Here is a 23,559-nt window from a genome sequence, read left to right as displayed (position 1 = left end):
CGGACGGATTTTTGCTCCGGCCGACGGGCGCCGGGGCAAAAATCCGGGGCGAAAAGCCTGGCGGGTCAGGTGGCGATGCTGGCGAGGATGCGGCGGACTTCCGCGTTGAATTGGGCGCGGTCGTTTTCCGCGCCGAGGCGTCGCAGCCCGGCGTTTCGCATCGCGGTCCATTGCGTTTCGTTGCGGTAGAGCGACGCGATCTGTGACGCGAAGGCCTTGGCGTCGTTGCGGGGGACCGCGGCGATTTCCTTGCCCTGTTTCCAGCCGAGCTGGCGGCAGAGCAGTTCGGTGGCGACGCAGGGCAGGCCGTAGGAGACGGTTTCGTAGACCTTGTAGGGCGTGCCGGCGGCGAAGCGGGTGGGGGCGATGAACAGGCGGTGTTCGTCGAAGGCAGGGCGGAGATCGGCGACCATGCCGCGCAGCGCGAGTCCGGGGATGTCGTCGAGTTCGGCGAGGTCGAGATCCGGCGCGGTGTAGCCGATGAAGGTGAGGGTCGGCGGGTTGTCCATCACCTTGCGCAGGGCGGGGAGGATCTCGTCGCGATACCAGCGGAGGCTGTCGAGATTCGGGCTGTCCTCGCGGTGGATGCTGCCGATGAAGAGCAGGCCTTCGCGTTCGGCGAAGGGGCGGGGCGTGGGGTCGAGGTCGCGGATGGTGCCGAGCACGGAGACGCTCGGCAGCCCGACGCCGCGCAGCAAGGCGGCTTCGGCCTCGTTCACGGCGGTGAGGTGGCGGCAGACCCTGGCCTCGCCGATTTCGGCGTTGATGGCCGCGGTGAGGTCGAAGTCATTGTCGCCGCGCAGGGCGGCGGCCTCGGCCTCGCGCGTGGCGGCGACGGCCTCGGTGTCGAGCACGAAGGGGATTTTTGTCGGGTCGATCCCGGCTTCGGCGAGGATGGGGGCGATGCGGGTGAGGTTGTGGGCGCGGGAGATCCAGAGCGCGTCGTAGAAGCCGGGCCGGTCGGCGAGGAGGTCGGGCAGGGTCAGGATGGTCTGGTCGTGCAGCACCTCGGCGGTTTCGGGCAGGTCGCCGAACTGGCTCATCAGGTCGTGCCGGGCGCCGTTGATCGGCAGGACGGAGACCTGCCAGCCGGCGGCGGCGATGGCGTGGACGACATCGTTGGCGCGGACGAAGCCGGAGCCGAGATGGCGGACGGGCACGGTGTCCTCGATGAAGAGCAGGTGCTTGCCGGCGCCGTTGCGCGCGCGGGCGCGGACCTCGCTGCCGGGGGTTCCGGCGGTGAGCTGACGGCGCATGAATTCGGCGTGTTTGCCGACGAACACGCGGCGGCCGCGGCGCATCAGCCGGGAGGCCGCTTCGGTGTTGGCGGAGCTGCCGTATTCGAGGTGATGGATCGTCACGTCCGGATCGTAGATGATGCGGAAGCCGGCCTCGATCATCCGCACGCAGAGATCGACTTCCTCGTAATAGGCGGGCTTGTAGTCTTCGTCGAACCCGCCGAGGCGCTGGACCAGGTCGGTGCGGCAGAGGAGGAAGACGCCGGAGCAGAAATCGACGTCGCGGACGAAATTGGCTTCCGGGGCCAGCGGCGAGGCGTCGCGCAGATAGCCCTGGGTTGAGCCGTCCGCCCAGATGATGGAGCCGGCTTCCTGCAACCGCCCGTGGGTGCGGATGACCTTGCCGCCGACGGCGCCGATATCGGGGGCGGTGGCGAGGCGGCGCAGCGCGGTGGCGATGGCGGCGTAGCCGAGTTCGATGTCGTTGTTGAGATAGAGCACGGCCGGGGCGGTGACGTGGGCGAGGGCGCGGTTGCAGGCGAGCAGGAAGCCGGGATTTTCGGGATCGTGGATGACGTGCGCGCCGTGGATGAAGGTTTCGATCCGCGTGGTGGCGTCGGTCGAGCCGTTGTCGACCAGCACCAGCTCGATATTGCCGGCGAAATTGGCGCGCAGCGAGGCGAGGGCCTGCATGGTGAGGTCGAACTTGCCGTGCACCACCATGATCACCGAGACGTCCGGCGTGCCGGAGACGGTGAAATCGATCCGCTGGCGGGCGAAGAGGGCGGAGTGGTTGCGGGCGCGCAGCTCGAAGAGCTGGCGGGTGGCGCGCTCCGGCAGGTCGGGCACGCGCTCGGGCGGGCAGTGGCCGAGCCCCTCTTTCAGCCCGATCAGGCGCAGATGGGCGAAGGCGTCACGCACCGCGCCGGTTTCGAGGTCGCTGCGGACGCGGGCATGGGTGTCGCGGTAATAGACGAGGTCGATATCGGCGCGGGGGCGGCGCAGCTCGAGCGCGCCGTAGCGGAGGAAGTGGTGAAAGCCGCTGCGCAGCGCGCCGGCCTGCACGGCGGCGGCGATGTCGTCATAGGTGTCGAGATGGTAGCTCTCGGAGAATTCGGCGACCGGATCGAGACCGGCGGCCTCGCCCCTGGTGATGTAGTGGTGCAGCGCGTTGAGGGCGTGGCCCTGGGCGATGTCGTCGCGGGCGGTTTCGTGGGCCGCGAGATACCAGGCGGGGTCGAAATAGGGCGAGGTGGGCAGCTCCGCAGAGCCGCTCCAGAGCGTGTGGAGATAGTGGGTGAAGGCGCCGATCTCGTCGAGCCGGGCGAGATCGCCGCCGGCCTCCTCGACCCGCTGGCGATAGAGGCTGCCGTCGAACAGGAAATGGCTGATCCGCTGTTCCCGCTGGCCACATTTCAGCCAGTGGTCGTAGCGGCCGCGGATTTCGAACTTGTCGAGATTATCGAGCGCCATGTCGGGGTAGAGCTCGCCATAGAGCGTGTCGTCGAACAGCCAGTGCGGGTTGAGGCCGCGATGGCCGAACTGGCAGAAATGGTCGAAGCCGGAACGATAGGTCCCCTCGGCCACGAGAACGGCGACATCGGGGTTCTGCGCCAGGTAGAACGGCTCGGCGAAGAGCGGGTTCGGGCTGTGGCCCAGCCGCGCGCCGATGGCGAGATAATAGTCGAGCAGGGCGGCGGGATCGGGTCCGCAGGGAAGCCGGGGATGGACGCGGCCATACCATTCGGCATCGAAAAATGCCCAGGCGGGTCGTTCCGCGGCGGGCAGGCGCAATAAAATATCGGCGGCCTCTGCCATTTTTGAAAGCTCTCTTGTCTTAAATAAATAAAATACTGAATTCGTAATCAGGTCATAACAAACTGCAAAACCGGCGGCGATGCAAGCCGAGGGTAATTTCAGGGGGCGAGCGGATTGTGCCGTCGCGCGGCGAGGGCGGCCCAGGCGGTCGGGGCGAGGGCGGGGACCGGGTAGTAGACGAAGGCGTGGGCGCCGCGGCCGGGGCCGGTGGTGAGGCCGGTGGCGAGCGGCGCGGCGGCGGTGGTCGTGCGCAGGAACCCCGAGACGCCGCGCGCCGCGACGAGGGTGGCGGCGAAGCGCGACGCGGCGGCCTTGTGGCCGCCGGCGCGGCGCAGGGCGAGCAGGGCGAAGGCGGTGCCCTCGGTCCAGAGCGCCCGGCTGGCGGCGCTGAAGCCGATCCCGGCCGGGTGGGTCTGCGGGCGGCCGAGGACGGCGAGGGCGGCGGTGAGGCTGGCGGCGACGCCGTCCGGCGGCGCGAGGCCGGCGAGAATCGGCCAGAGAGTGGCGTCGGCGGCGACGAGGCGGTTGATCCGGCCATCCGGCAGCAGGCCGGCGGCGAACAGGCCGGTCGCGGGATCGCGCATCGCGCGGACGAAGCCGGCGGCGTGGGCGGCCTCCGCGCGCCGGCCGAGCCGGGCGAAGGCGACCGCGAGATCGGTGTTTTGCTCCGTGCTGGTCCAGCCCAGGCGTTGCGGGTGCGGCGGGAAGCCGTAGAGCCCGCCGGTGAAGCCGCGCGGGGCGGCGCAATCGGTGGCGATCCAGTCCGCCGCGCGCATCGCCGCCTGGCGGTAGCGCGTGGCGTTCACCCCGGCGCGGGCGAGGCTGGTCCAGAGCAGGGTGGCCCAGGCGATGGGGCCGGTTTCGCTGCCGATCTGGTAGGGGTCTTCGGCCCAGTGGCCGCCCGCCGCGTCCCACCAGCCGGGCAGGGGGACGGCGCCGTGGAGCAGGCGCATGGGCCCGGCGCGATAGGCGTTGCGCAGGCGGGGGGCGGCGCGGTCGGGGTCGTGCGCCTGGGCGAGGGCGAGAGCGTCGGCGATGCGGGCGGCGCGCGGCGCATCGCCCGCGGCGAGGAGGGCGAGGCCGGCGAGGGCGTTGTCATAGACATAGGCGACGCCGTCATTGGCGGGGAAGAAGGCGGGGAAATGGCGATTGGCCGCGCTGTCGGGGTAGCTCGGCAGCAAAGCGGGGCCGGCGGGAATCGAGTCGAGGGCAGTGGCGATGGCGGCGCCGGGAGATGGCGGCGCGGCGGCGCGGGCAGTGGTGTGGGTGAAGGCCGGGCTCGTGGCGAGCCCGGCGAGAAGGGCGCGGCGGGGGATCATCCGCGCCGCGCCCCGTTGTCAGCCCAGCGCCTCGACCAGCGCCTCGGCGGTGCGGCCATTGGCGATGGTGGCGGCGCGGCGGTCGAAATGCACGCCGTTGACGCGGGCGAAGGCGTGGTGGACGGCGGGATAGACATGCGAGGAGACCAGGGCGTTGCTCTTCGTCGCCGCCATCACCGCATCGCGCGCCTCTTTCGGGGCGAACTCGTCGAGCTCGGCCATGTGCATCACCAGCTTGCGGCCGATATTGCCGAATTCGGGGATCAGCTTGTCGAGCATGACGCCGTAATAGGAGATGTTCACATCGGCGTCCGACCGTGTGGCCATCATCACCGCGAGGCGACCGCCGAGGCAGAAGCCGACGGTGCCGACCTTGCCGTTGCAGCCGGGCAGGGCGCGGGCGGTGGCGAGGGTGGTTTTCAGATCCTCGATCCCCTTGTCCTGGTCGAAGCCGTTCATCAGCTCGAAGGCGCGCTTCCACTCGGCCTCGGACTTGTCGGTGAGGTCGACGCCGGGCTCCTGGCGCCAGAACAGGTCCGGCGCGATGGCGATGAAGCCCATTTCGGCGATTTCGTGGCAGGTCGCGCGCAGCGCGTCGTTCACGCCGAAGATTTCCTGGATCACCACGACGGCGCCGGTCGGCTTCACGGAGGGGGTGACGGTGTAGGCCTTGAACGCGCCCGAACCGTCGGCGGCCTTGATGTCGATGCTGCCGATGGTGGTGGTGATCTGGTCGGTCATGAAGCTCTCCCTGAGCGCTGGTTGCAACAACGCGCCGCCCGGACACCGGGCAGCGCGGCTGGCTTACAGATAGTGCTCTTCCGGCGGGAGAAAACCGTTGAACCCCTGGCTTGCGTAACTTGTCACGTAGGCGCCGGCATCGTGGATCAGCACGCGGTCGCCGGCGGCGAGGGATGCGGGCAGCGGGCAGGGCGTGTTGCGGTACATCACATCGACGCCATCGCAGCTCGGCCCGGCGAGCACGGCCGGCGCGTCGGCGCCGGCGACGCCGGGGGCGGTGATGCGGTAGCGGATCGCCTCGCCTTCGGTTTCGGCGAGGCCGCCGAAACGGCCGAGATCGAGATAGACCCAGCGGCGGCCCTCATCCTCGTGCCTTGCGCAGGCGAGCACCACCTCGCTCACCGCCACCCCGGCATCGCCGACGATGGCGCGGCCGGGCTCGATCAGCAGGTCCGGCAGGTTGTTGCCGAACGCCTGGCGCACGGCGTCCATGATCGCGGCGCCGAAATCGCCGAGCGGCGGGATGTCGTCGCGGTAGCGGGTGGGGAAGCCGCCGCCGAGATTGAGCAGCCGCAAATCGATCCCGCGCGCGCGCAAATCGGTGAACACGGCGGCGGCCTGGCCGATAGCGGTGCGCCAGGCGCCGACGCCGGTCTGCTGGCTGCCGACATGGAAGGAGACGCCCCAGGGGATGAGGCCGAGCGCCTCGGCGCGGAGCAGCAGGTCGCGCGCATGGGTGCCGCTGGTGCCGAACTTGCGCGAGAGCGGCCAGTCCGCCCCGTCCTGGCTGACGGCGAGGCGGCAATAGACCTTTGCTCCGGGCGCGGCCGCGGCGAGCTTGTCCAGCTCCTCGTCGGAATCGAAGGCGAAGAGATCGACGCCGCTTGCATGCGCTTCGGCGATGGCGGCGCGCTTCTTGACGGTGTTGCCGAAGCTGATCGCGGCGGGGGCGGCGCCGGCGGCGAGGCAGGCGCGCACTTCCTCGATGCTGGCGGCATCGAAGCGCGAGCCGAGGCCGACCAGGCGATCGAGCACCGGGGCGGCGGGGTTGGCCTTCACCGCGTAATAGATCGCGGCGTCGGGCAGGGCGGCGCGCAGGGCGGCGAAGTTCGCCGCCACGCGATCGAGATCGACGACGATGGCCGGCGTGGACACCATGCCGGAGTCGAGAAAACGGGCGAGCCTGGGGGTCATTGCCCTCTCCCTTGCAAGTCTCGGAGCCAGGCGCGCCCGGGAGGGCGCGCGCGGCGGGTTGCGAAACGGTCGAACGAACCAGCGACCAGACGGAACCGGCGCGGAGGCCGGCAGTTGCCAGAACGCTTGACGTCGTTGCGTAACCCCCGATGGGAGGCAGAGGCACGTGCGTTGCTGCGTGAGCCGCGACATAGGGCCATCGCCGTCCGGCTGCAAGTGAAATTTCGGCCGGGGCGGGGTTGCGGATTTGCGTAAGGAAATGCAACTTGGCCCCCAAGGCGAAACGAATTCGGCTATTGTAACAGCCATGGAGACGATGCCGCATATTCTGGTGGTCGATGACGATCACGATATTCGCGAGCTGCTGGCGCGGTTTCTCGAACGCCAGCGCTTCCGGGTCACCGCGGTGCGCGATGCGCGCGAGGCGCGGCGGGCCTTTCTCAACGGGCATTACCAGCTCGTCGTGCTCGACCTGATGCTGCCGGGCGAGCCGGGGATCGATTTCGCCCGCTGGCTGCGCGCGGAATCGCAGGTGCCGATCATCATGCTCACCGCGCTCGGCGAGGAGCCGGACCGGATCATCGGGCTCGAACTCGGCGCCGACGACTATGTGACCAAGCCGTTCAACCCGCGCGAACTGGTCGCGCGCATCCGCGCCGTGCTGCGCCGGGTGGGCGAGGGCGAGGCGCACGGGCATGAGACCTCGGCGCGGCTCTACCGCTTCGCCGGCTGGATGCTGGAGACCGCACGGCGAAGGCTGGTCGACCCCAAGGGGGTCGAGGTGCCGCTGACCGGCGGGGAATATGACCTGCTGCTCGCCCTGCTCGACCGGCCCAACCGGGTGCTGACGCGCGACATGCTGCTCGACCTGCTGCGCGGGCGGCAGGCGGGGCCGTTCGACCGGGCCATCGACGTCGCGATTTCGCGGCTGCGGCGCAAGCTCGAGGATGACGGCCGGCGCGCGCAGATCATCAAGACGGTGCGCGGCGGCGGCTATGTTCTGGCCGCGACCGTCGAGCGGTCATGAAAACAGGATGGTGGCGGCCCGGCCGGTTCTGGCCGGCGAGCCTCGCCTGGCGCACCGGGCTCACGCTGCTGCTCGGCTTCTCGATCATCCAGGCGGTCGGCCTTGGCATTCACGTGCTCAACCAGATCGACGTCAACCGGGTGGTGGCGGAGCGGGCGATCGCCTCGCGGGACGGGGCGATCTATCGCCGGGTGGCGAGCGCGCCGCCGGAGCGGCGGGCGGTGATCGTCGCCGCCATCAACGGCGAGGCGGGCGACCGGGTGAGCCTCGATTCGAGCCCGCCCTTCGCCGACAGTTTCACCCTGCCGCTGCCGACGCGGCAGATGATCCAGGGCTCGCTGCTCGCCTTTCCGACGCCGGAATTCCTCCAGCCGCGGCAGGTGATGATGCGCGGCAGCATGTCGCCCTCGACCCTGATCCTGAGCTTCCAGCTTCCCGACAGCCCGGACTGGCTGACGGTGCGCAGCCCGTTCCGGCCGAGCCCGCCCTGGGCGCAGCCGGGCTTCGCCAGCGCCTTCCTGGTGATGTTCGTGCTCGGCGGGCTGCTGATCTTCTGGGGGGTGGTCCGGCTGACGGCGCCGGTGCGGACGCTGGCGGCGGCGGCGGAGCAGCTCGGCCGCGACATCGCCCACGCGCCCGCGCTGCCGGAGCGCGGGCCGGTGGAGATCGCGACCGCGGCGGTGGCGTTCAATACCATGGCCGCGCGCATCCGCCGCTTCGTCGAGGACCGGACCTTCCTGCTCACCGCGATCGGGCATGATTTGCGCACGCCGATCACGCGGCTGCGGCTGCGGGCGGAATTCCTGGAGGACGACGCCCAGCGGGAGAAGATCCTCGCCGATCTTGCCGAGCTGGAGGCGATGCTGGCCGCGACCATCGCCTTCGGCCGCGACGTGGCGCAGACCGAGGCGTCGGTTCCGGTCGATCTCGCGATCCTGCTGCGCACGGTGATCGACGAGACCGCCGATATCGCGCCGGGGGCGGCGCGGCGGATGCGCTATCAGGGGCCGGATCATGTCACGATCCGCGGGCGGCCGCTGGCGCTCAAGCGGGCCTTCGCCAACCTGATCGGCAATGCGGTGAAATATGGCCATGCCGCGCGGGTGTCGTTGCAGAAGGCGGAGCGGCACACGATGCGGATCGATATCGAGGATGACGGGCCGGGCGTGCCGCCGGGCGAGCTGGAGCGGGTGTTCGAGCCGTTCCGCCGGCTGGAGATCAGCCGCAACCGCGAGACCGGCGGCTCGGGGCTCGGCCTCGCCATCGCCCGCAACGCCATTCGCGCGCATGGCGGCGACATCACGCTGGCGAACCGGCCGGGCGGCAAGGGGCTGGTCGCCAGCGTCTATCTGCCCGAATGAGGCACGGCGCCAGGGTCTTGGAGGCGGGCGCGGGGATGTTTTGATCGCTGCGGAACGATCAAGACCAATCAAGGCATGTTCGCGATGCCGTGATAAAAATGGCATGGATGCTGCATTTATTTCTTGAAGGCCGGGCGGGTGCGGCCATATCTGACCATGGTTATCGATCCGCCGGCGCCCGTTCGGGGCGCCTGATCCATTTGTCGCCGTTCGGCCCGGTTGCGGGTGTTCGGCGGGCTGGACGCCCCGTGGGGCGACCGGCGCCGGCATGACGCAACGCCGTCATCCCGGCCGCAACATATCCCCCGCCCGGCCCGCGCCGCGCCGCCCCTGACCGGGTGTGGCGGGGCATCGGCGTCGCGGGGGCAAGACAGCGAGGCCCGACATGTCGCAACCCACATCCGCCGCCGCCACACCCGCCCCTGCATCTGGGCGGCTCAAGCAGCACCACACACTCTCGCTCGGCAATCTCGGCGCCGGGACCATCGGCAATGTGCTGGAATGGTACGATTTCGGCCTTTACGGCTATCTCGCGCCGATGATCGGCAGCCTGTTCTTTCCCTCGACCGACAAGATCGCCTCGCTGCTCGGCGCCTATGGCGGGTTCGCCATCGGGTTCATGATGCGCCCGATCGGCGGGGTGATTTTCGGCCATCTGGGCGACCGGGTGGGGCGGCAGACCGTGCTGGTGACCTCGGTGGTGATGATGGGGCTGGCGACCACGGCGGTCGGGCTGTTGCCGACCTATCAGCAGATCGGCTTCTGGGCGCCGGTGCTGCTGCTGGTGGTGCGGCTGTTTCAGGGCCTGTCGGTGGGCGGGGAGTTCACCGGCTCGGTGTCGTATCTCGTGGAAACCGCGCCGGCGAACCGGCGGGGGTTCGCCGGCAGTTTCGCGAATTTCGGTTCGACCGGCGGCTATCTGCTCGCCGCCGGCTTCGCCGCGCTGACCACGCTGTTCGCCGGGCACGGCGCGGTGCAGGGCTGGGCCTGGCGGCTGCCGTTCCTCGCCGGCGGGGTGCTCGCGGTGCTGGCCTATCTGGTGCGCTCGCGGCTGAGCGATACCGGCTATGAGCCGGACCAGGCGGCGACGGATGGCGAGCTGCCGATCCGCCAGGCGTTCCGCCGCAGCCCGAAGGTGATGGTGCTGGCGATGCTGTTCACCTGGGGCTATGGCGTGGCGGATTATCTCACCCTGGTGTTCCTGCCCACGTTCGGGGCGAAGTTCGGCGCGATTTCGGACAGTCTGGCGCTGTAGATCGTCACCGTCACGCAGCTGTTCGTGCTGTTCCTGATTCCGCTGTCGGGCTGGCTGACGGATCACTGGATCTTGCGCCGCTCCTGGCTGATCGGCAGTTTCGGGCTGCTGCTGGTGCTCGCGCTGCCGTTCTTCGCGATGGCGGAGCACGCGATGACGCCCTTCGCCATCGCGCAGGTGGTCTCGGGCCTGCTGCTGGGGGCGATCATGGGGGTGGCGCCGGCGATGCTCTCCGAGCAGTTCCGCTCGGAATACCGGCTGTCGGGCTATTCGCTGGCGTTCAATGTCGGGCTCGGGATCGGCGGCGGCACCGCGCCGCCGATCGCCACCGCGCTGATCGGGCTGACCGGGTTCAAGCTCGCGGCCGGCGCCTATCTGCTGGTCGGCTGCGCGATGTCGGTGGTGGCACTCTGGATGCTGAAGGATCGCGGCCGCCAGCCCTTGCGCTGAACGCCGCGATCGGACAGGTTTCGGGCGAGGAATGTCATGAAACCTGCTCCATTCGATTATGTCCGTGCCGGGTCGGTCGCCGAGGCGATCGGCCTGCTTGCCGCCCGTGAGGGGGCGGTGCTGCTGGCCGGCGGGCAGAGCCTGCTGCCGGCGCTCAATTTCCGGCTGTCGGCGCCGGGGCTGTTGGTCGATATCGGCCGGATCGCGGAACTGCGGCGGATCGAGGTGACGGCGACGCATCTGCGGATCGGCGCCGGCTGCACCCATGCGATGCTGCTGGAAGCACCCGAGATCGCCGCCCATGCGCCGCTGATCGCAACCGCACTCGCCCATGTCGCGCATCCGGCGATCCGCACGCGCGGGACGATCGGCGGCAGCCTCGCCAATGCCGATCCGGCGGCGGAACTGCCGGCCTGCATGCTGGCGCTCGACGCGGTGATGATCGCCGAGGGGGCGCCGGGGACGCGGCGGATCGCGGCGGCGGATTTTTTCACCGGATTGTTCGGGACGGCGCTGGAACCGGGGGAGATTCTGACCGCGGTGGAGATTCCGCTGGTGAAGGGGCGGCGGCATGGCTTCGCCGAGCTGGCGCGGCGGCATGGGGATTACGCGCTGGTCGGGCTCGCCGCCGCGGTGGAGGGGCGCATCGTGCGGCTCGGGCTTTTCGCGGTCGGCCACGCGGCGCTGCGCGCGCCGGCGGCGGAGCGGGCGCTTGCGGACGGGTTAGCGGGGCTCGAGGCGGCGTGCGCGGCGCTGGACCATGATCTGCCGCCGCATGCGGATTCGGAGATTTCGGCGCCGGTGCGGCTGCACCTGGCGCGGGTGCTGCTGCGGCGGGTGATGAAGGAATGTCTGGCTCCATGACGGCGATTTCCCTGATCGTGAATGGCGAGCGCGTCGAGGCGGAGGTGCCGGCGCGGCTGCACCTCGCCGATTTCCTGCGCGAGCGGCTGGGCCTGACCGGCACGCATCTCGGCTGTGAGCACGGCGTATGCGGCGCCTGCACGGTGCGGCTGGACGGGGCGATCGTGCGCGGCTGCCTCGTGCTCGCGGTGCAGGCGGAGGGATGCGTGGTCGAGACCATCGAGGGCGTGTCGGATTCGGGCGAGGTGGCGGATTTGCAGGAGGCGTTCTGGCGGCGCAACGCGCTGCAATGCGGCTATTGCACCCCGGGGATGGTGCTGGCGGCGGCGGATTTCCTCGCCCATGCGCCCGATGCGACCGACCGCGCGGCGATCCGCGAACATCTTTCGGGCAATTACTGCCGCTGCACCGGGTATGAGGCGATCATCGACGCGGTCGAGGCGACGGCGCGGGCGCGGAGGGGGGCATGAACGGCGCGGACCGGCCGATCGGGCGGGCGATGGCGCGGCCGGATGCGCGGCGGCTGACGCAGGGGCGCGGGCTGTTTGCCAGCGACATCGCGCTGCCGCGCATGGTTCATGCGGCGTTCCTGCGATCGCCCTACGCGCATGCGCGGATCGGGGCGATCGACCTCGCGCCGGCGCGGGAGATGAGGGGCGTCGTCGGCGTGTTCGACGCGGCGGCGCTGGAGGGGTGGTGTGCGCCCTGGGTCGGCGTGCTGATGCATCTGCAAGGGTTGAAATCGGCGCCGCAATATCCGCTGGCGCGCGGGGTTGCGCGGTTCCAGGGCGAGCCGGTGGCGATGGTGGTGGCGGCGAGCCGGGCCGAGGCGGAGGATGCGGCGGAGCGGATTGTCGTGGACTACGATCCGTTGCCGCCGGTGGTCGATCCGCTGGCCGCCCTGGCACCGGGGGCGGCGGCGATCCATCCCGAGCTTGGGGACAATCTGGCCTTCGCGCGGACGATCGAGGCGGGCGGCGGGGCGGCGGCGATCGACGCGGCGGCGGAGTGCGTGGCGCTGGAGTTCGACTTCGCCCGCCATACCGGGGTGACGCTGGAGCCGCGCGCGCTGGTGGCGGACTGGAACGAGGGCGAGCAGCGGCTGACGGTGCATCTCGGCACCCAGGTGCCGCATATGTTCCAGACCGTGCTGGCGACGCTGCTCGGCCTCGCCGAGCGGCAAATTCGGGTGATCGGGCCGGATGTCGGCGGGTCGTTCGGGATCAAGATCCATGTCTATCCCGACGAGATGGCGGCGGTGGCGGCGAGCCGCATCCTGCGCCGGCCGGTGCGGTTCGTGGCCGACCGGCTGGAGAGTTTCACCGGCGACATCCATGCGCGCGGGCATGTGGTTTCGGCGCGGATCGGGGTGGCGGAAGACGGGCGGATCGAGGGATTCGCGGTGGATGACCTGACCGGGGTGGGGCCGTATTCGGCCTATCCGCGCACCTCGGCGGTGGAGGCGAACCAGGTGATCAATCTGGTCGGCGGGCCGTATGCGTTCGCGCATTACGCGGCGCGGGCGCGGGTGGTGTTCCAGACCAAGGCGATGATGTCGCAATATCGCGCGGTGGGGCATCCGATCGCGACCGCGGTGACCGAGGCGCTGGTGGACGAGGCGGCGCGGCGGCGGGGGATCGACCCGGTCGAGATGCGCCGGCGCAACCTGATCGCCGACGACGCCTATCCCTGCGTCTCGCCGGCGGGGATGAAGTTCGAGGCGCTGTCGCACCATGCGTGCCTCGACGAGCTGGTCCGGCTGATGGACTATGACGGGCTGCGGGCGGAGCAGGCGGCGCTGCGGGCGCGCGGGGTGTGGCGGGGCATCGGGATCGCGAGTTTCATCGAGATCACCAATCCGGGGGCGGCGTTCTACGGCGTCGGCGGGGCGCGGATCGCGGCACAGGACGGGGCGACGGCGCGGCTCGATGCCGCCGGCGACGTGGTGCTGCTCTCCGGCACCACCGAGCAGGGGCAGGGGACGACGACGATGCTCGCCCAGGTGACGGCCGCGGCGATGGGGGTGGACCCGGCGCGGGTGCTGGTGAAGCTCGGCGATACCGACGCGACACCCTATGGCGGCGGCACCTGGGCCTCGCGCGGGGCGGGGGTGGGCGGCGAGGCGGCGTTCCGCGCGGCATCGGCGTTGCGGGAGGGCGTGCTGGCGCTGGCCGCGAGCATTCTGCAGGCCGCCCCGGAGGCGCTCGATATCCGGGATGGCGTGATCGTGGATGCGGCGGGCGGGGCCGCGCGGATGAGCCTCGCCGAGCTGGCGCGCATCGCCCATTTCCGGCCCGACACGCTGCCGCATGGGGTGGAGCCGGCGCTGGTGGCGAGCCGGCATTACGTGCCGCGGGACTATCCCTTCGCCTTCACCAACGGGGTGCAGGCTTCGGTGGTGGAGGTGGACGCCGAGACCGGCTTCGTGCGGCTGCTGAAGCATTTCGTGGTCGAGGATTGCGGGACGATCATCAATCCGCTGCTGGTGGACGAGCAGATTCGCGGCGGCGTGGTGCAGGGGCTGGGGGCGGCGCTGTTCGAGGAATGCCGCTACGATTCCGAGGGGCAGATGCTGAACGCGACGATGGCGGATTATCTGGTGCCGATGGCCGCCGAGATGCCGGATATCGTGATCGGCCATGTCTGCACGCCGACGAAGGAAAGCCATATCGGGGCGAAGGGCGTGGGCGAGGCCGGCACCGCGGCGGCGGCGGCGGCGGTGCTGAACGCGGTGAACGATGCGCTGTCACCGCGCGGCGCGCGGATCACCGCGCTGCCGATCACGCCCGCGCTTGTGCTGGACGCCCTCGGCATCGGCTGACCGCGGCCAGAAAGAGGCTGGCCGCGGTCAGCGGCCGGGGAGACTCTGACGCGGTCAGCGGCCGGGGAGACTCTGACGCGGTCAGCGGCCGGTGAGAATCCGTTCGACGAGCTGCTTCACGGTGGGGATGAAGCCGTTGGAGTAGAACGGGTCGGTCGCGAAGCGGTAGCCGTTATGGCCGCTGAACATCAGGTTCTGGTCGACCGATTCGGGATCGTTATGGGTGTGGGCGATGTCCTGCAGGGTTTTCTGGATGCAGAAGCTGCGCGGGTCGGACTTTTTGCCGTTGGAGAAATCGGGCTCCTCCTGCGACCAGTTGGAGAAGCGGCACTGCGAGAGGCAGCCCATGCAGTTCACCTGGTCGCGCCGGATGTCCTCGGCGGCTTCGGGGGTTTCGAAGACGAGGGTGGAATCCGGGGTGCGCATCGCCTCGGTGAAGCCTTCGCGTTCCCAGGCGTGGACGTCCCTGAGGTCGGCCGGGGTGAGCCAGACCGGGCGCTTGCGCGGGCCGACGCCGTATTCCTCGGTATGCTCGCCGACCGGCTCGGTGGTGTAGGCGACCTGGCGCTCGTTGCGGGCGCGCAGGCCCTGGATGAAGCCGTTGTTCACCGCGCTGGAATAGAAGCCGGTGGGGGAGAAGCGGTTGAGATAGACATCGCCCTGTTTCAGGGTGAGCAGTTTCTGCTTCCAGACGTCGCTGATCGGGCTTTCCTTCGTCAGCAGCGGGCGGGTGCCGAACTGGAAGGCGACGGGGCCCAGCTCGGGATTGTCGATCCAGTCTTCCCATTCCTCGAGCCACCAGACGCCGCCGGCCATGATGATCGGGGTGTCGTCGAGGCCGAAGGCGCGCATCTGCCGGCGCAGCTCGATGACGCGGGCAGCGGGCTTTCGGGCTTCGTCGGGTCTTCGGAATTGGACAGGCCGTTATGACCGCCGGCGAGCCAGGGGTCTTCGTAGACGACGCCGCCGAGCAGTTCCTGCGCCTTGTGGTAGGCGCGGCGCCAGAGCGCGTTGAAGGCGCGGGCGGAGGAGACGATGGGGTAGTAGTGGATGTTGAATTTCGAGGCGATTTCCGAGAGCCGGTAGGGCATGCCGGCGCCGCAGGTGATGCCGTTCACCAGGCCCTTCGCCCCTTCGAGAATGCCGGTGATGACGCGCTCCGCACCGCCCATTTCCCAGAGGATGTTGGCGTGGATGCGGCCGGCGCCGCCGGATTCCTCGTGGGCGCGGCGGGCCTGGGCGATGCCGCCCTCGATCGCGTAGGCGACCAGCTCGTCGTGTCGGGCGCGGCGAGTGGTGCCGCGATAGACCTGCGGGATCGGGCGGCCGGAGTCGTCGTAGCTGTCGGCATTGACGGCGCTGAACGTGCCGACGCCGCCCGCGGCGGCCCAGCTTCCGGCGGACAACCCGTTGGAGACCGCCACACCCTTGCCGCCCTCGACCAGCGGGAGAACCTCGACGCCACCCATTCTGATCGCATTGATCGTCTTCATCGTCTCGCTAACCTGTGCGCCGCCCGTGCGGCGCTTGCGTGAGTTTCAACACCAACCGACGTCTTGCCGATGTCGCGATGCGGACCGCGGGCCTGGCGGACGGCCCGGCTCCGGCGGGAGATGCCGCCGGCGCGCCGGAGCGGCGTCCTGTCCCGGCCTGCGGTGCGGCGTCGCGACCGTCTGCACCACCCGGATACGTGATCATATCATCAAATGGATGCACGAGAAACAGCCGGAGGGCCCGAGGGTATGTGAAACTGTCACGAGCCGGTCACAAAAGCCGCCCGTCCGGCGCGCCAGCGCCGCCAGCCGGCGGCGCGCAGGTCGCAGGCCGGGCAGGCGCCGCAGCCATGGCCCCAGTCGTGCAGCGTGGCGCGCTCGCCGCGATAGCAGCTATGGCTGAGGGTGCGCAGCGCCTCGACCAGCGCGGCGCCGCCGAGGCTGGCGGCGAGGTCCCAGGTGGCGGCCTTGTCGCGATACATCAGCGGGGTTTCGACCGTGACGGCGCGGTCGAGCCCGAGGGTGAGGGCGAGCTGCATGGCCTGCATCGTCGTGTTCCGGCAGTCGGGGTAGCCGGAATAGTCGGTCTCGCACATGCCGCCGACCAGGGTGGGGATGCCGCGGCGATAGGCGAGGGCGGCGGCATAGGTGAGGAAGAGCAGGTTGCGGCCGGGGACGAAGGTGTTGGGCAGGCCGGAGGCGGTGGTTTCGATCTCGATGTCGGCGGTCATCGCGGTGGCGCCGAGCGTGGCGAGGGCGGCGCTGATGTCGAGCATCGTGTCGGCGCCGAGTGTGCCGCGCCAGGGGCGCAGGGCAGCGATGGCGGCGCGCAGCGGGGCGCGGCATTCCAGCTCGACCGCGTGGCGCTGGCCGTAGAAGAAGCCGATCGTCTCGACCCGGTCGTAGCGGTCGAGCGCCCAGGCGAGGCAGGTGCCGCTGTCCTGGCCGCCGGAAAAGAGGACGAGTGCCGCGCTGGCGGCTTCCTGGGGGGGCGTGGTCATCGGGAGAGGATGCCGGGCGGGGCGGTTGCGATCAAGCGGTGATCGGCGAGGTTGGTCGGGTAGAGCGGGCGCGGTGATCCGCGCCCTTGCGAAGGGCGGCGGGCGGTGCGATTTGACGCAGCATGGATCTGGATTTTACCGAAACCGAAATCGCGCGGTATTCGCGCCACATCCTGCTGCGCGAGGTGGGCGGCACCGGGCAGGCGCGGCTGCGCGCGGCCTCGGTGCTGATCGTCGGCGCGGGCGGGCTCGGCTCGCCGGCGGCACTCTACCTGGCCGCCGCCGGGGTGGGGCGGATTTCCATCGTGGATGACGACGTGCTGGAACTCTCCAACCTGCAACGCCAGATCGCGCATGGCGTGGCGTTTCTCGGCGCGCCGAAGGTGGAGAGTGCCGCGGCGACGATGCGCGGGCTCAACCCGGAGGTCAGCGTCAACCCGATACGCGCCCGGCTGGAGGCGGGGAATGTCGGCGAACTGGTCGCCGCGCACGACATCGTGCTCGACGGGACCGACAATTTCGCGACCCGGTTTCTCGTCGCCGATGCCTGCGTGGCGGCGCGGCGGACGCTGGTTTCGGCGGCGGTGCTGCGCTTCGAGGGGCAGATCTCCACCTTCAAGCCGCATGCGGGGCCGGATTGCCCCTGTTATCGGTGTCTCTATCCCGAGGCGCCGCCGGCGGGCATGGTGCCAACCTGTTCGGAGGCTGGCGTGCTCGGCCCGGTGACGGGGGTGATGGGGACGTTGCAGGCGACCGAGGCGATGAAGGAGATTCTGGGCATTGGCACCTCGCTGGCCGGGCGGCTGTTGCTGTGGGACGCGCTGGATGCGCGGTTCCGGACGATCGCGGTGCCGCGCGCGCCGGGATGCGGCGGCTGTGGCGGCGGCTAGAGGGCGGCTGCTGCCCGGCGCGGCGCTGGTGGCGGCGGCGCTGCTGCTCGGCGCCTGGCAGGCGCCGCCGGCGGGACCCGGGCCGGGGCCGGCCAAGGGATCGGCGACCGGCTGGCCGGTGCCGCGCTTCGAGAGTTTCCGCTCGAAGGAAATCTACATGCGGGCGGGGCCGGGCTTCCAGTATCCGATCGTCTGGGTCTATCACCGTTTCGACCTGCCGGTGGAGGTGACCGGCGAGTTCAACGTGTGGCGGCGCGTGGTGGCCCCCGATGGCGGCGATGGCTGGGTGCACGAGGCGCTGCTGCACGGGGTGCGCAGCTTCATCGTCACCGCGACGCGCGGCACGCTGCGGGCGGCGCCGCGACGGGACGCGGCGGCGGTGGCCTATCTCGACAAGGGGGTGATCGGCGTGATCCGGCGCTGCCGCGCGGGGGCGACGTGGTGCCGGGTCGAGGCCGGGCACCGGACCGGCTGGCTCCGGCGCGCCGCGTTCTGGGGCAGCTTCGCCGGCGAGGCGGTGAAATAGGCCGGCGCGGCGGGTTTTCCACAGAAATCTGGCCTGGGCGTCTCAACTAGATGTTGAGAACGATACGCCGCTCGGCTACAGAATGTTGTAGCAAAAGAGAGGGACAGGACAGGCCATGGAATGGACCGACGAGATCGTTTCCCGGCTCCGCCAGCTCTGGGACGAAGGGCTTTCGACCGCAGAGATCGGCCGGCGGCTGAATATTTCGAAGAATTCGGTCGTTGGCAAGGCGCATCGGCTCGACCTGCCGGCGCGGCCATCGCCGATCCGGCGCGATCCCTCGGGGCGGCGCCCGCGCGGCCGGCGCCGGCGCGGGTGACCGGGCCGACCCTGCCCTCGCTCGCGGTGCCGGCCGAGCCGGCCCCGGCCGCGATGCCGGTGGCGGAAGCGGCGCCGCCGGTTCGCCAGGCGGCGCCCGCGCGGGCCGTGCCGGCGCGGCCGACGCTGGTGTCCTCGCGCCCGGCGCAGCCGCAACCGCGGGCCGCGGCGCGCGCGCCCTCGTGCTGCTGGCCGATCGGCGAGCCGGGGACGCCGAGCTTCCGGTTCTGCGGCGATCCGGCGCTGGTGGGCAAGCCGTATTGCCAGCCTCATGCCGAGATCGCCTATGTCCGGGTGCGGGACCGCCGCGAGGACGTCGCCTGAGGCATTTTGCGGGTCCGGGTCACGATCCGGGCTTGCGCGGACGGCGGCCTGCCGCAGTGTCGGGGCAAGGGCGTCCGGGGAGGCGCGGTGATGGGGTGTCGTGCGCTTCCGGCGGGGGCGCGCGGGGCTCGGTGCCGCGGCGATGCGGACGGCAGCAGCGACAGGAGCGGTCTGCGGGTATGAGCGAAGCATATAATGACGCGCCGGGCACCGTGGATGCGGAGGGGCTGGCGCGCGGGTCGTCGCTCGATGCGGATGCCGTGCGGGCGGCGTATCGCCGCTGGGCGGGCGTGTATGACCGGGTGTTCGGCGCGGTGTCCGCCCCGGCGCGGCGGGCGGCGGTTGCCGCGGTGAACGCGGCCGAGGGGGTCGAGGTTCTCGAAGTGGGGGTCGGCACCGGGCTGGCGCTGCCGCATTATCGCCCGGAGAAGCGGATCACCGGGATCGACCTGTCGACCGAGATGCTGGAGCGGGCGCGGGCGCGGGTGGCGCGCGAGGGGTTGGGCAATGTGCGCCAGCTGCTGGAGCTGGACGCCGAGGCGACCGGGTTCGAGGATCACCGTTTCGATATCGCGGTGGCGATGTTCGTCGCCTCGGTGGTACCGAATCCGCGCCGGCTGGCGGCCGAGCTGCGGCGGGTGGTGCGGCCGGGCGGGCTGATTCTGTTCGTCAATCATTTCGCCGCCGAATCGGGGCCGATGGCGCTGGTCGAGCGGGCGCTGGCGCCGGCCTCGCGGGCGCTGGGCTGGCACCCGGATTTCGCCATCGAGCGGCTGATTCCGGCGGAGCAGCGCAAGGCGGCGAGCGCGGTGCCGATGTGGCCGTTCGGCCTGTTCCGGCTGGTCTCGCTGAGCAACCCTGATTCTGCATCGGCGCGGCCGGGTTAATGACACGGACGGCTTGATCGCGGGGTGGGGGTGTTATATCCAGTTTGTTGAATGCGCGTGAACCGGGCGTAATCCGCTCCGTGTGCGCCATGGCTTGTTTTTGACCCAACTGACCTAGACGGTCGCGCTGAACGCGGCCCGAGCACACGGAATTGGCGGAGCTGATGAAACGATCCAATCAATATCTGTTCATGGGCCTGATCGGCCTCGCGGTGGCGATCGCCGCGACGCAGCCGGCGCTCGCTGACGCGAAGAACGCGGTGGGCTTTCCGGTCCACGCGCCGCGGCCGTGGGAGTGGTGGTTCCAGCCGGCGGGCAGCCCGATCCAGAAGAGCATCGACTGGCTGATGCAGTTCGTGCTCTGGATCATGGCGGGCGTGGTCGGGCTGGTTGGCGTGCTGCTGGTCACGGTGATGGTGCGGTTCCGCGCCTCGAAGAACCCGGTGGCCTCGACGACGACGCACAACACGCTGATCGAGGTGATCTGGACGGTGGTGCCGGCGCTGCTGCTGATCGTGATCTTCGTGCCGTCGCTCAACCTGATCTACGAGCAGTCGAACTACAAGCACGCTTACATGACGGTGAAGGTGACCGGGCACCAGTGGTATTGGGAATATGACTATCCCACCGCCAAGGGGGTCGATTTCACCTCGTATCCGGTGCCGGACAACCAGATCAAGCCGGGGCAGATCGCGCGGCTTTCGGTGGATCATCCGCTGGTGGTGCCGGCGAACGAGAAGATCGTGTTCAAGATCACCAGCGCCGACGTGCTGCACTCGTTCTTCATTCCCTCGCTCGGCGTGCAGCGCTATGCGATTCCGGGGCAGTACTGGCGGCAATGGACGCAGATCGACGCGCCGGGTGTTTATTATGGGGAATGCAACCAGATATGCGGCATGAATCACGATAACATGCCGATCGAGATCGTTGCCCTGCCGATGAAGGAATTCCAGGCGTGGCTGGCCGAGGCGAAGGCCGACGCCGCCCAGGGCAATGTGCCGCCTGTGCACAAATACGAGGTGCTGGCCATGAAGGCGGCGGCGCAGAAGGCCGCCTCGGCCGGCAATACGGGGATCGCGCTGGCGAGCGCGGCTCCGGCTGAAACCGCGCGATAAACTGTAGTCGGCGACCATCAGGAGCATATGACAATGTCCGCGACCGCACTGCACGATGCCCATGGTGAGCATGCCCACCACCAGCCCGGCTTCTTCCGCCGCTGGGTGATGAGCACGAACCACAAGGATATCGGCACTCTCTACATTACCTGGGCTGTGATCGCCGCGATCGAGGGGGGTGTCCTCTCGATGATCATGCGCGCGCAGCTCGCGCATCCGAACAACACGCTGGTCACCTCGGGCCAGGCGTGGAACGCGATCGTCACGGCGCACGGGCTGCTGATGATCTTCTTCTTCGTGATGCCGGCGCTGATCGGCGGGTTCGGCAACTGGATGGTGCCGATGATGATCGGCGCGCCGGACATGGCCTTCCCGCGGCTCAACAACATGAGCTTCTGGTTCCTGTTCATGGCGTTCATCTTCGTCAATCTGGGGCTGCTGGTCGGCGCCGGGTCGGGCGTGGGCTGGACGCTGTATCCGCCGCTGTCGGACATCACCTACCAGCCGGGGGTGGCGACGGATTTCACGCTGTTCTCGCTGCATCTGGCCGGCATTTCCTCGCTGCTGGGGGCGATCAACTTCATCGCCACCATCCTGAACATGCGCGCGCCGGGCATGACGATGCACAAGATGCCGCTGTTCGTCTGGTCGATGCTGGTGACGGCGTTCCTGCTGCTGCTGGCGATTCCGGTGCTGGCCGGCGCCATCACCATGCTGATCATGGACCGCAATTTCGGCACCTCGTTCTTCGAGCCGGCCGGCGGCGGCGACCCGGTGCTGTTCCAGCATCTGTTCTGGTTCTTCGGTCATCCGGAAGTGTACATCATGATCCTGCCGGCCTTCGGCGTGATCAGCCATGTGGTGTCGACCTTCTCGAAGAAGCCGATCTTCGGCTATCTCGGCATGGTGTACGCGATGGTGGCGATCGGGTTCGTCGGCTTCGTGGTCTGGGCGCACCACATGTTCGTCTCCGGCATTTCGGTGGACAGCAAGGTGTATTTCGAGGCGGCGACGCTGGTGATCGCGGTGCCGACCGGGGTGAAGGTGTTCTCGTGGATCGCGACGATGTGGGGCGGCTCGATCGAGCTGAAGACCCCGATGATCTGGGCGATCGGGTTCATCTTCATGTTCGTGATGGGTGGCGCGACCGGCGTGGTGCTGGCCAATGCCGGCCTCGATACCGAGCTGCACAACACGTATTTCGTGATCGCGCACTTCCATTACGTGCTGTCGATGGGTTCGGTCTTCGCGATCTTCGCCGGTTTCTACTACTGGATCGGCAAGATGTATGGCCAGCCTTATCCCGAGGCGGCGGCGAAGCTGCATTTCTGGATGTTCTTCATCGGCGTCAACCTGACCTTCTTCCCGCAGCACTTCCTCGGCCTCGCCGGGATGCCGCGCCGCTACCCGGACTATCCGGTGGCCTTCGCGGGGTGGAACTATGTGTCGTCGGTCGGCGCGATGATCTCGGGGCTGAGCACGCTGGTGTTCTTCTACATCCTGTTCAAGATCTTCACCGGCCGGCAGACCCTCGCCGCGAATTACTGGGGCGAAGGGGCGACGACCCTGGAGTGGACGGTGCCCTCGCCGGCGCCGCACCACACCTTCGAAGACGTGCCGGTGATCCGCTGACGCGGATCGCCCGGACATGGCAGGGGCGGCGGGGTGTCTCCGAGGGAGGGGCCCCGCCGCGCATGACACCGGCAATACCGGCCGCGGCGACGCCGTGCCGGCAGGATTGATGGAATGAGCGATACCATCCTGCGGACCTCCGCGTCCGCCTCGCCCGACCCCGTGCTGCTCGACCAGTCGATTCTCGGGGCGACGGCGGGCGACTGGCTGGCGCTGCTGAAGCCGCGGGTGCTGTATCTCGTGGTGTATTCGGGCGCCGCGGGGCTGCTGGTGGCGCCGGGCGGGATCAATCCGGTGCTGGGGTTCAGCGCGGTGCTGTGCATCGCCATGGCCGCGGGCGCGGCCGGCGCGATCAACATGTGGTATGACCGCGACATCGACGCGGTGATGCGGCGGACCGCGCGGCGGCCGATTCCGGCCGGGCGGATCGCGCCGGAAAGCGCGCTGGCCTATGGCGTGGCGCTGTCGGCGCTGTCGGTCCTGCTCATGTGGATGTCGACCAACCTGCTGGCGGCGATGTTGCTGGCCGGCTCGATCGGGTTCTATGTGTTCATCTACACGATGTGGCTGAAACGGCGCACGCCGCAGAACATCGTGATCGGCGGGGCGGCGGGCGCGTTTCCGCCGGTGATCGGCTGGGCGGCGGTGACCGGGCATGTCGGGCTGCTGCCGCTGGTGCTGTTCGCCATCATCTTCTTCTGGACGCCGCCGCATTTCTGGGCGCTGTCGCTGTTCGCCTCGGGCGACTACGCCAAGGCCGGCGTGCCGATGCTGCCGGTGGTGGCGGGGCAGAAGGCGACGCGGCTCGCGGTGATGCGCTACACGCTGTGGCTCGTGCCGCTCTCGCTGCTGCCCTACGTGCTGCACCTGACCGGGCCGGTCTATGGCGCGAGCGCGATGGCGCTGGGGCTGATGTTCATCTGGTATTCATGGCGGGTGCTGCGCGACCGCCAGGACGAGCAGGGCAACAGCCTGACCCGCGACGCGCCGGCCAAGGCGGCGTTCAAGTTTTCGATCCTCTACCTGTTCCTGATGTTCGGCGCTCTGGTGGTGGACCACCTGGTATGACCGAGCCGCGGCACGTGACCAGCAAGGACTGGAGTGAAGAGGAACGGCGCGAATTCTATCGCCGCCGGCGGGGCAGGAACTGGGCGCTGCTCGCCGCGCTGGTCGGGCTGTGCGGGCTGATTTACGCGGTGGCCGTCGTGAAGCTATATCACGCCGGGCAGATGTGGTGAAACATACTGGGGCCATAGCGGCCGGCTTCTATCGGGAGAGAGTGTCT

19 protein-coding genes and 2 pseudogenes are annotated in these 23,559 nt (G+C 69.4%); 15 read left to right on the top strand and 6 right to left on the bottom strand.

The window, feature by feature from the left end:
- Nucleotides 1–65: 65 nt before the first annotated feature.
- The 4 genes from ACIDOCELLA78_RS92600 to ACIDOCELLA78_RS92585 form a co-directional block, all read right to left on the bottom strand.
- Nucleotides 66–3,056: a glycosyltransferase gene (locus tag ACIDOCELLA78_RS92600; RefSeq protein WP_201729281.1), complete on the bottom strand. Its 2,991-nt coding sequence runs from the start codon at nt 3,054–3,056 to the stop codon at nt 66–68.
- A gap of 98 nt (nt 3,057–3,154) precedes the next feature.
- The gene (locus ACIDOCELLA78_RS92595; RefSeq protein ID WP_201729280.1) at nt 3,155–4,375 is read right to left on the bottom strand and encodes a hypothetical protein; all 1,221 of its coding nucleotides are present in this window, start codon (nt 4,373–4,375) and stop codon (nt 3,155–3,157) included.
- 18 nt (nt 4,376–4,393) lie between these two features.
- On the bottom strand, nt 4,394–5,116 hold the full coding sequence (locus ACIDOCELLA78_RS92590; RefSeq protein ID WP_201729279.1) for a dienelactone hydrolase family protein: 723 nt from the start codon (nt 5,114–5,116) through the stop codon (nt 4,394–4,396).
- Nucleotides 5,117–5,179: 63 nt separating this feature from the next.
- Nucleotides 5,180–6,310 (bottom strand): type III PLP-dependent enzyme, encoded by a 1,131-nt coding sequence (locus ACIDOCELLA78_RS92585; RefSeq protein ID WP_201729278.1) that lies wholly within the window; start codon nt 6,308–6,310, stop codon nt 5,180–5,182.
- Between the two features lie 307 nt (nt 6,311–6,617).
- Between ACIDOCELLA78_RS92585 and ACIDOCELLA78_RS92580 the strand changes: the two genes are divergently transcribed.
- From ACIDOCELLA78_RS92580 to ACIDOCELLA78_RS92550, 7 genes are all read left to right on the top strand, one after another.
- Complete coding sequence (locus ACIDOCELLA78_RS92580; RefSeq protein ID WP_201729277.1) at nt 6,618–7,337, top strand: response regulator; 720 nt, start codon at nt 6,618–6,620, stop codon at nt 7,335–7,337.
- A complete protein-coding gene (locus ACIDOCELLA78_RS92575; RefSeq protein WP_201729276.1) occupies nt 7,334–8,698 on the top strand; it encodes an ATP-binding protein in 1,365 nt (454 codons plus the stop codon). The genes ACIDOCELLA78_RS92580 and ACIDOCELLA78_RS92575 overlap by 4 nt, the downstream gene beginning before the upstream one ends.
- A 385-nt stretch (nt 8,699–9,083) precedes the next feature.
- Nucleotides 9,084–9,953 (top strand): MFS transporter, encoded by an 870-nt coding sequence (locus tag ACIDOCELLA78_RS92570; protein ID WP_249676320.1) that lies wholly within the window; start codon nt 9,084–9,086, stop codon nt 9,951–9,953.
- On the top strand, nt 9,954–10,403 hold the full coding sequence (locus ACIDOCELLA78_RS92565; protein ID WP_307850929.1) for an MFS transporter: 450 nt from the start codon (nt 9,954–9,956) through the stop codon (nt 10,401–10,403).
- 36 nt (nt 10,404–10,439) lie between these two features.
- Nucleotides 10,440–11,267, top strand: a complete 828-nt coding sequence (locus ACIDOCELLA78_RS92560) for a xanthine dehydrogenase family protein subunit M (protein WP_201729275.1) — start codon at nt 10,440–10,442, stop codon at nt 11,265–11,267.
- Entirely contained in the window at nt 11,264–11,737 is a 474-nt protein-coding gene (locus ACIDOCELLA78_RS92555; protein ID WP_201729274.1) for a (2Fe-2S)-binding protein, read from the top strand. The genes ACIDOCELLA78_RS92560 and ACIDOCELLA78_RS92555 overlap by 4 nt, the downstream gene beginning before the upstream one ends.
- Nucleotides 11,734–14,088, top strand: coding sequence for a xanthine dehydrogenase family protein molybdopterin-binding subunit (locus ACIDOCELLA78_RS92550; RefSeq protein WP_201729273.1), 2,355 nt, complete (start codon nt 11,734–11,736; stop codon nt 14,086–14,088). The genes ACIDOCELLA78_RS92555 and ACIDOCELLA78_RS92550 overlap by 4 nt, the downstream gene beginning before the upstream one ends.
- An 81-nt stretch (nt 14,089–14,169) precedes the next feature.
- Here the strand turns inward: ACIDOCELLA78_RS92550 and ACIDOCELLA78_RS92545 are convergent.
- Both ACIDOCELLA78_RS92545 and queC read right to left on the bottom strand, forming a co-directional pair.
- Nucleotides 14,170–15,581: pseudogene (locus tag ACIDOCELLA78_RS92545) on the bottom strand (NAD(P)H-dependent flavin oxidoreductase).
- 260 nt (nt 15,582–15,841) lie between these two features.
- Nucleotides 15,842–16,582: a 7-cyano-7-deazaguanine synthase QueC gene (gene queC / locus ACIDOCELLA78_RS92540; protein WP_201729272.1), complete on the bottom strand. Its 741-nt coding sequence runs from the start codon at nt 16,580–16,582 to the stop codon at nt 15,842–15,844.
- 122 nt (nt 16,583–16,704) lie between these two features.
- Here queC and ACIDOCELLA78_RS92535 point away from each other — a divergent pair, with 122 nt between their 5' ends.
- From ACIDOCELLA78_RS92535 to ACIDOCELLA78_RS92500, 8 genes and pseudogenes are all read left to right on the top strand, one after another.
- Nucleotides 16,705–17,472 (top strand): molybdopterin-synthase adenylyltransferase MoeB, encoded by a 768-nt coding sequence (locus tag ACIDOCELLA78_RS92535; protein ID WP_201729271.1) that lies wholly within the window; start codon nt 16,705–16,707, stop codon nt 17,470–17,472.
- A complete protein-coding gene (locus ACIDOCELLA78_RS92530) occupies nt 17,459–17,998 on the top strand; it encodes an SH3 domain-containing protein (RefSeq protein ID WP_249676314.1) in 540 nt (179 codons plus the stop codon). The genes ACIDOCELLA78_RS92535 and ACIDOCELLA78_RS92530 overlap by 14 nt, the downstream gene beginning before the upstream one ends.
- Before the next feature lie 115 nt (nt 17,999–18,113).
- Nucleotides 18,114–18,640 (top strand): annotated as a pseudogene (locus ACIDOCELLA78_RS92525) (GcrA family cell cycle regulator).
- A gap of 179 nt (nt 18,641–18,819) precedes the next feature.
- Nucleotides 18,820–19,527 carry a class I SAM-dependent methyltransferase gene (locus tag ACIDOCELLA78_RS92520; protein ID WP_201729269.1) on the top strand — a complete coding sequence of 236 codons (708 nt, stop codon included), beginning with the start codon at nt 18,820–18,822 and terminating at the stop codon, nt 19,525–19,527.
- Between the two features lie 164 nt (nt 19,528–19,691).
- On the top strand, nt 19,692–20,642 hold the full coding sequence (coxB, locus tag ACIDOCELLA78_RS92515; protein ID WP_201729268.1) for a cytochrome c oxidase subunit II: 951 nt from the start codon (nt 19,692–19,694) through the stop codon (nt 20,640–20,642).
- Nucleotides 20,643–20,675: 33 nt separating this feature from the next.
- Nucleotides 20,676–22,274, top strand: a complete 1,599-nt coding sequence (ctaD, locus tag ACIDOCELLA78_RS92510) for a cytochrome c oxidase subunit I (RefSeq protein ID WP_201729267.1) — start codon at nt 20,676–20,678, stop codon at nt 22,272–22,274.
- Nucleotides 22,275–22,388: 114 nt separating this feature from the next.
- Nucleotides 22,389–23,342, top strand: a complete 954-nt coding sequence (locus tag ACIDOCELLA78_RS92505) for a heme o synthase (RefSeq protein ID WP_201729266.1) — start codon at nt 22,389–22,391, stop codon at nt 23,340–23,342.
- Nucleotides 23,339–23,512, top strand: coding sequence for a hypothetical protein (locus ACIDOCELLA78_RS92500; protein WP_201729265.1), 174 nt, complete (start codon nt 23,339–23,341; stop codon nt 23,510–23,512). The genes ACIDOCELLA78_RS92505 and ACIDOCELLA78_RS92500 overlap by 4 nt, the downstream gene beginning before the upstream one ends.
- The last annotated feature ends 47 nt before the right edge of the window (nt 23,513–23,559 follow it).

Source organism: Acidocella sp. C78, from assembly GCF_907164655.1.
Note: the sequence above shows the minus strand (reverse complement) of the source record. Positions and strands in the feature narration are given on the sequence as shown.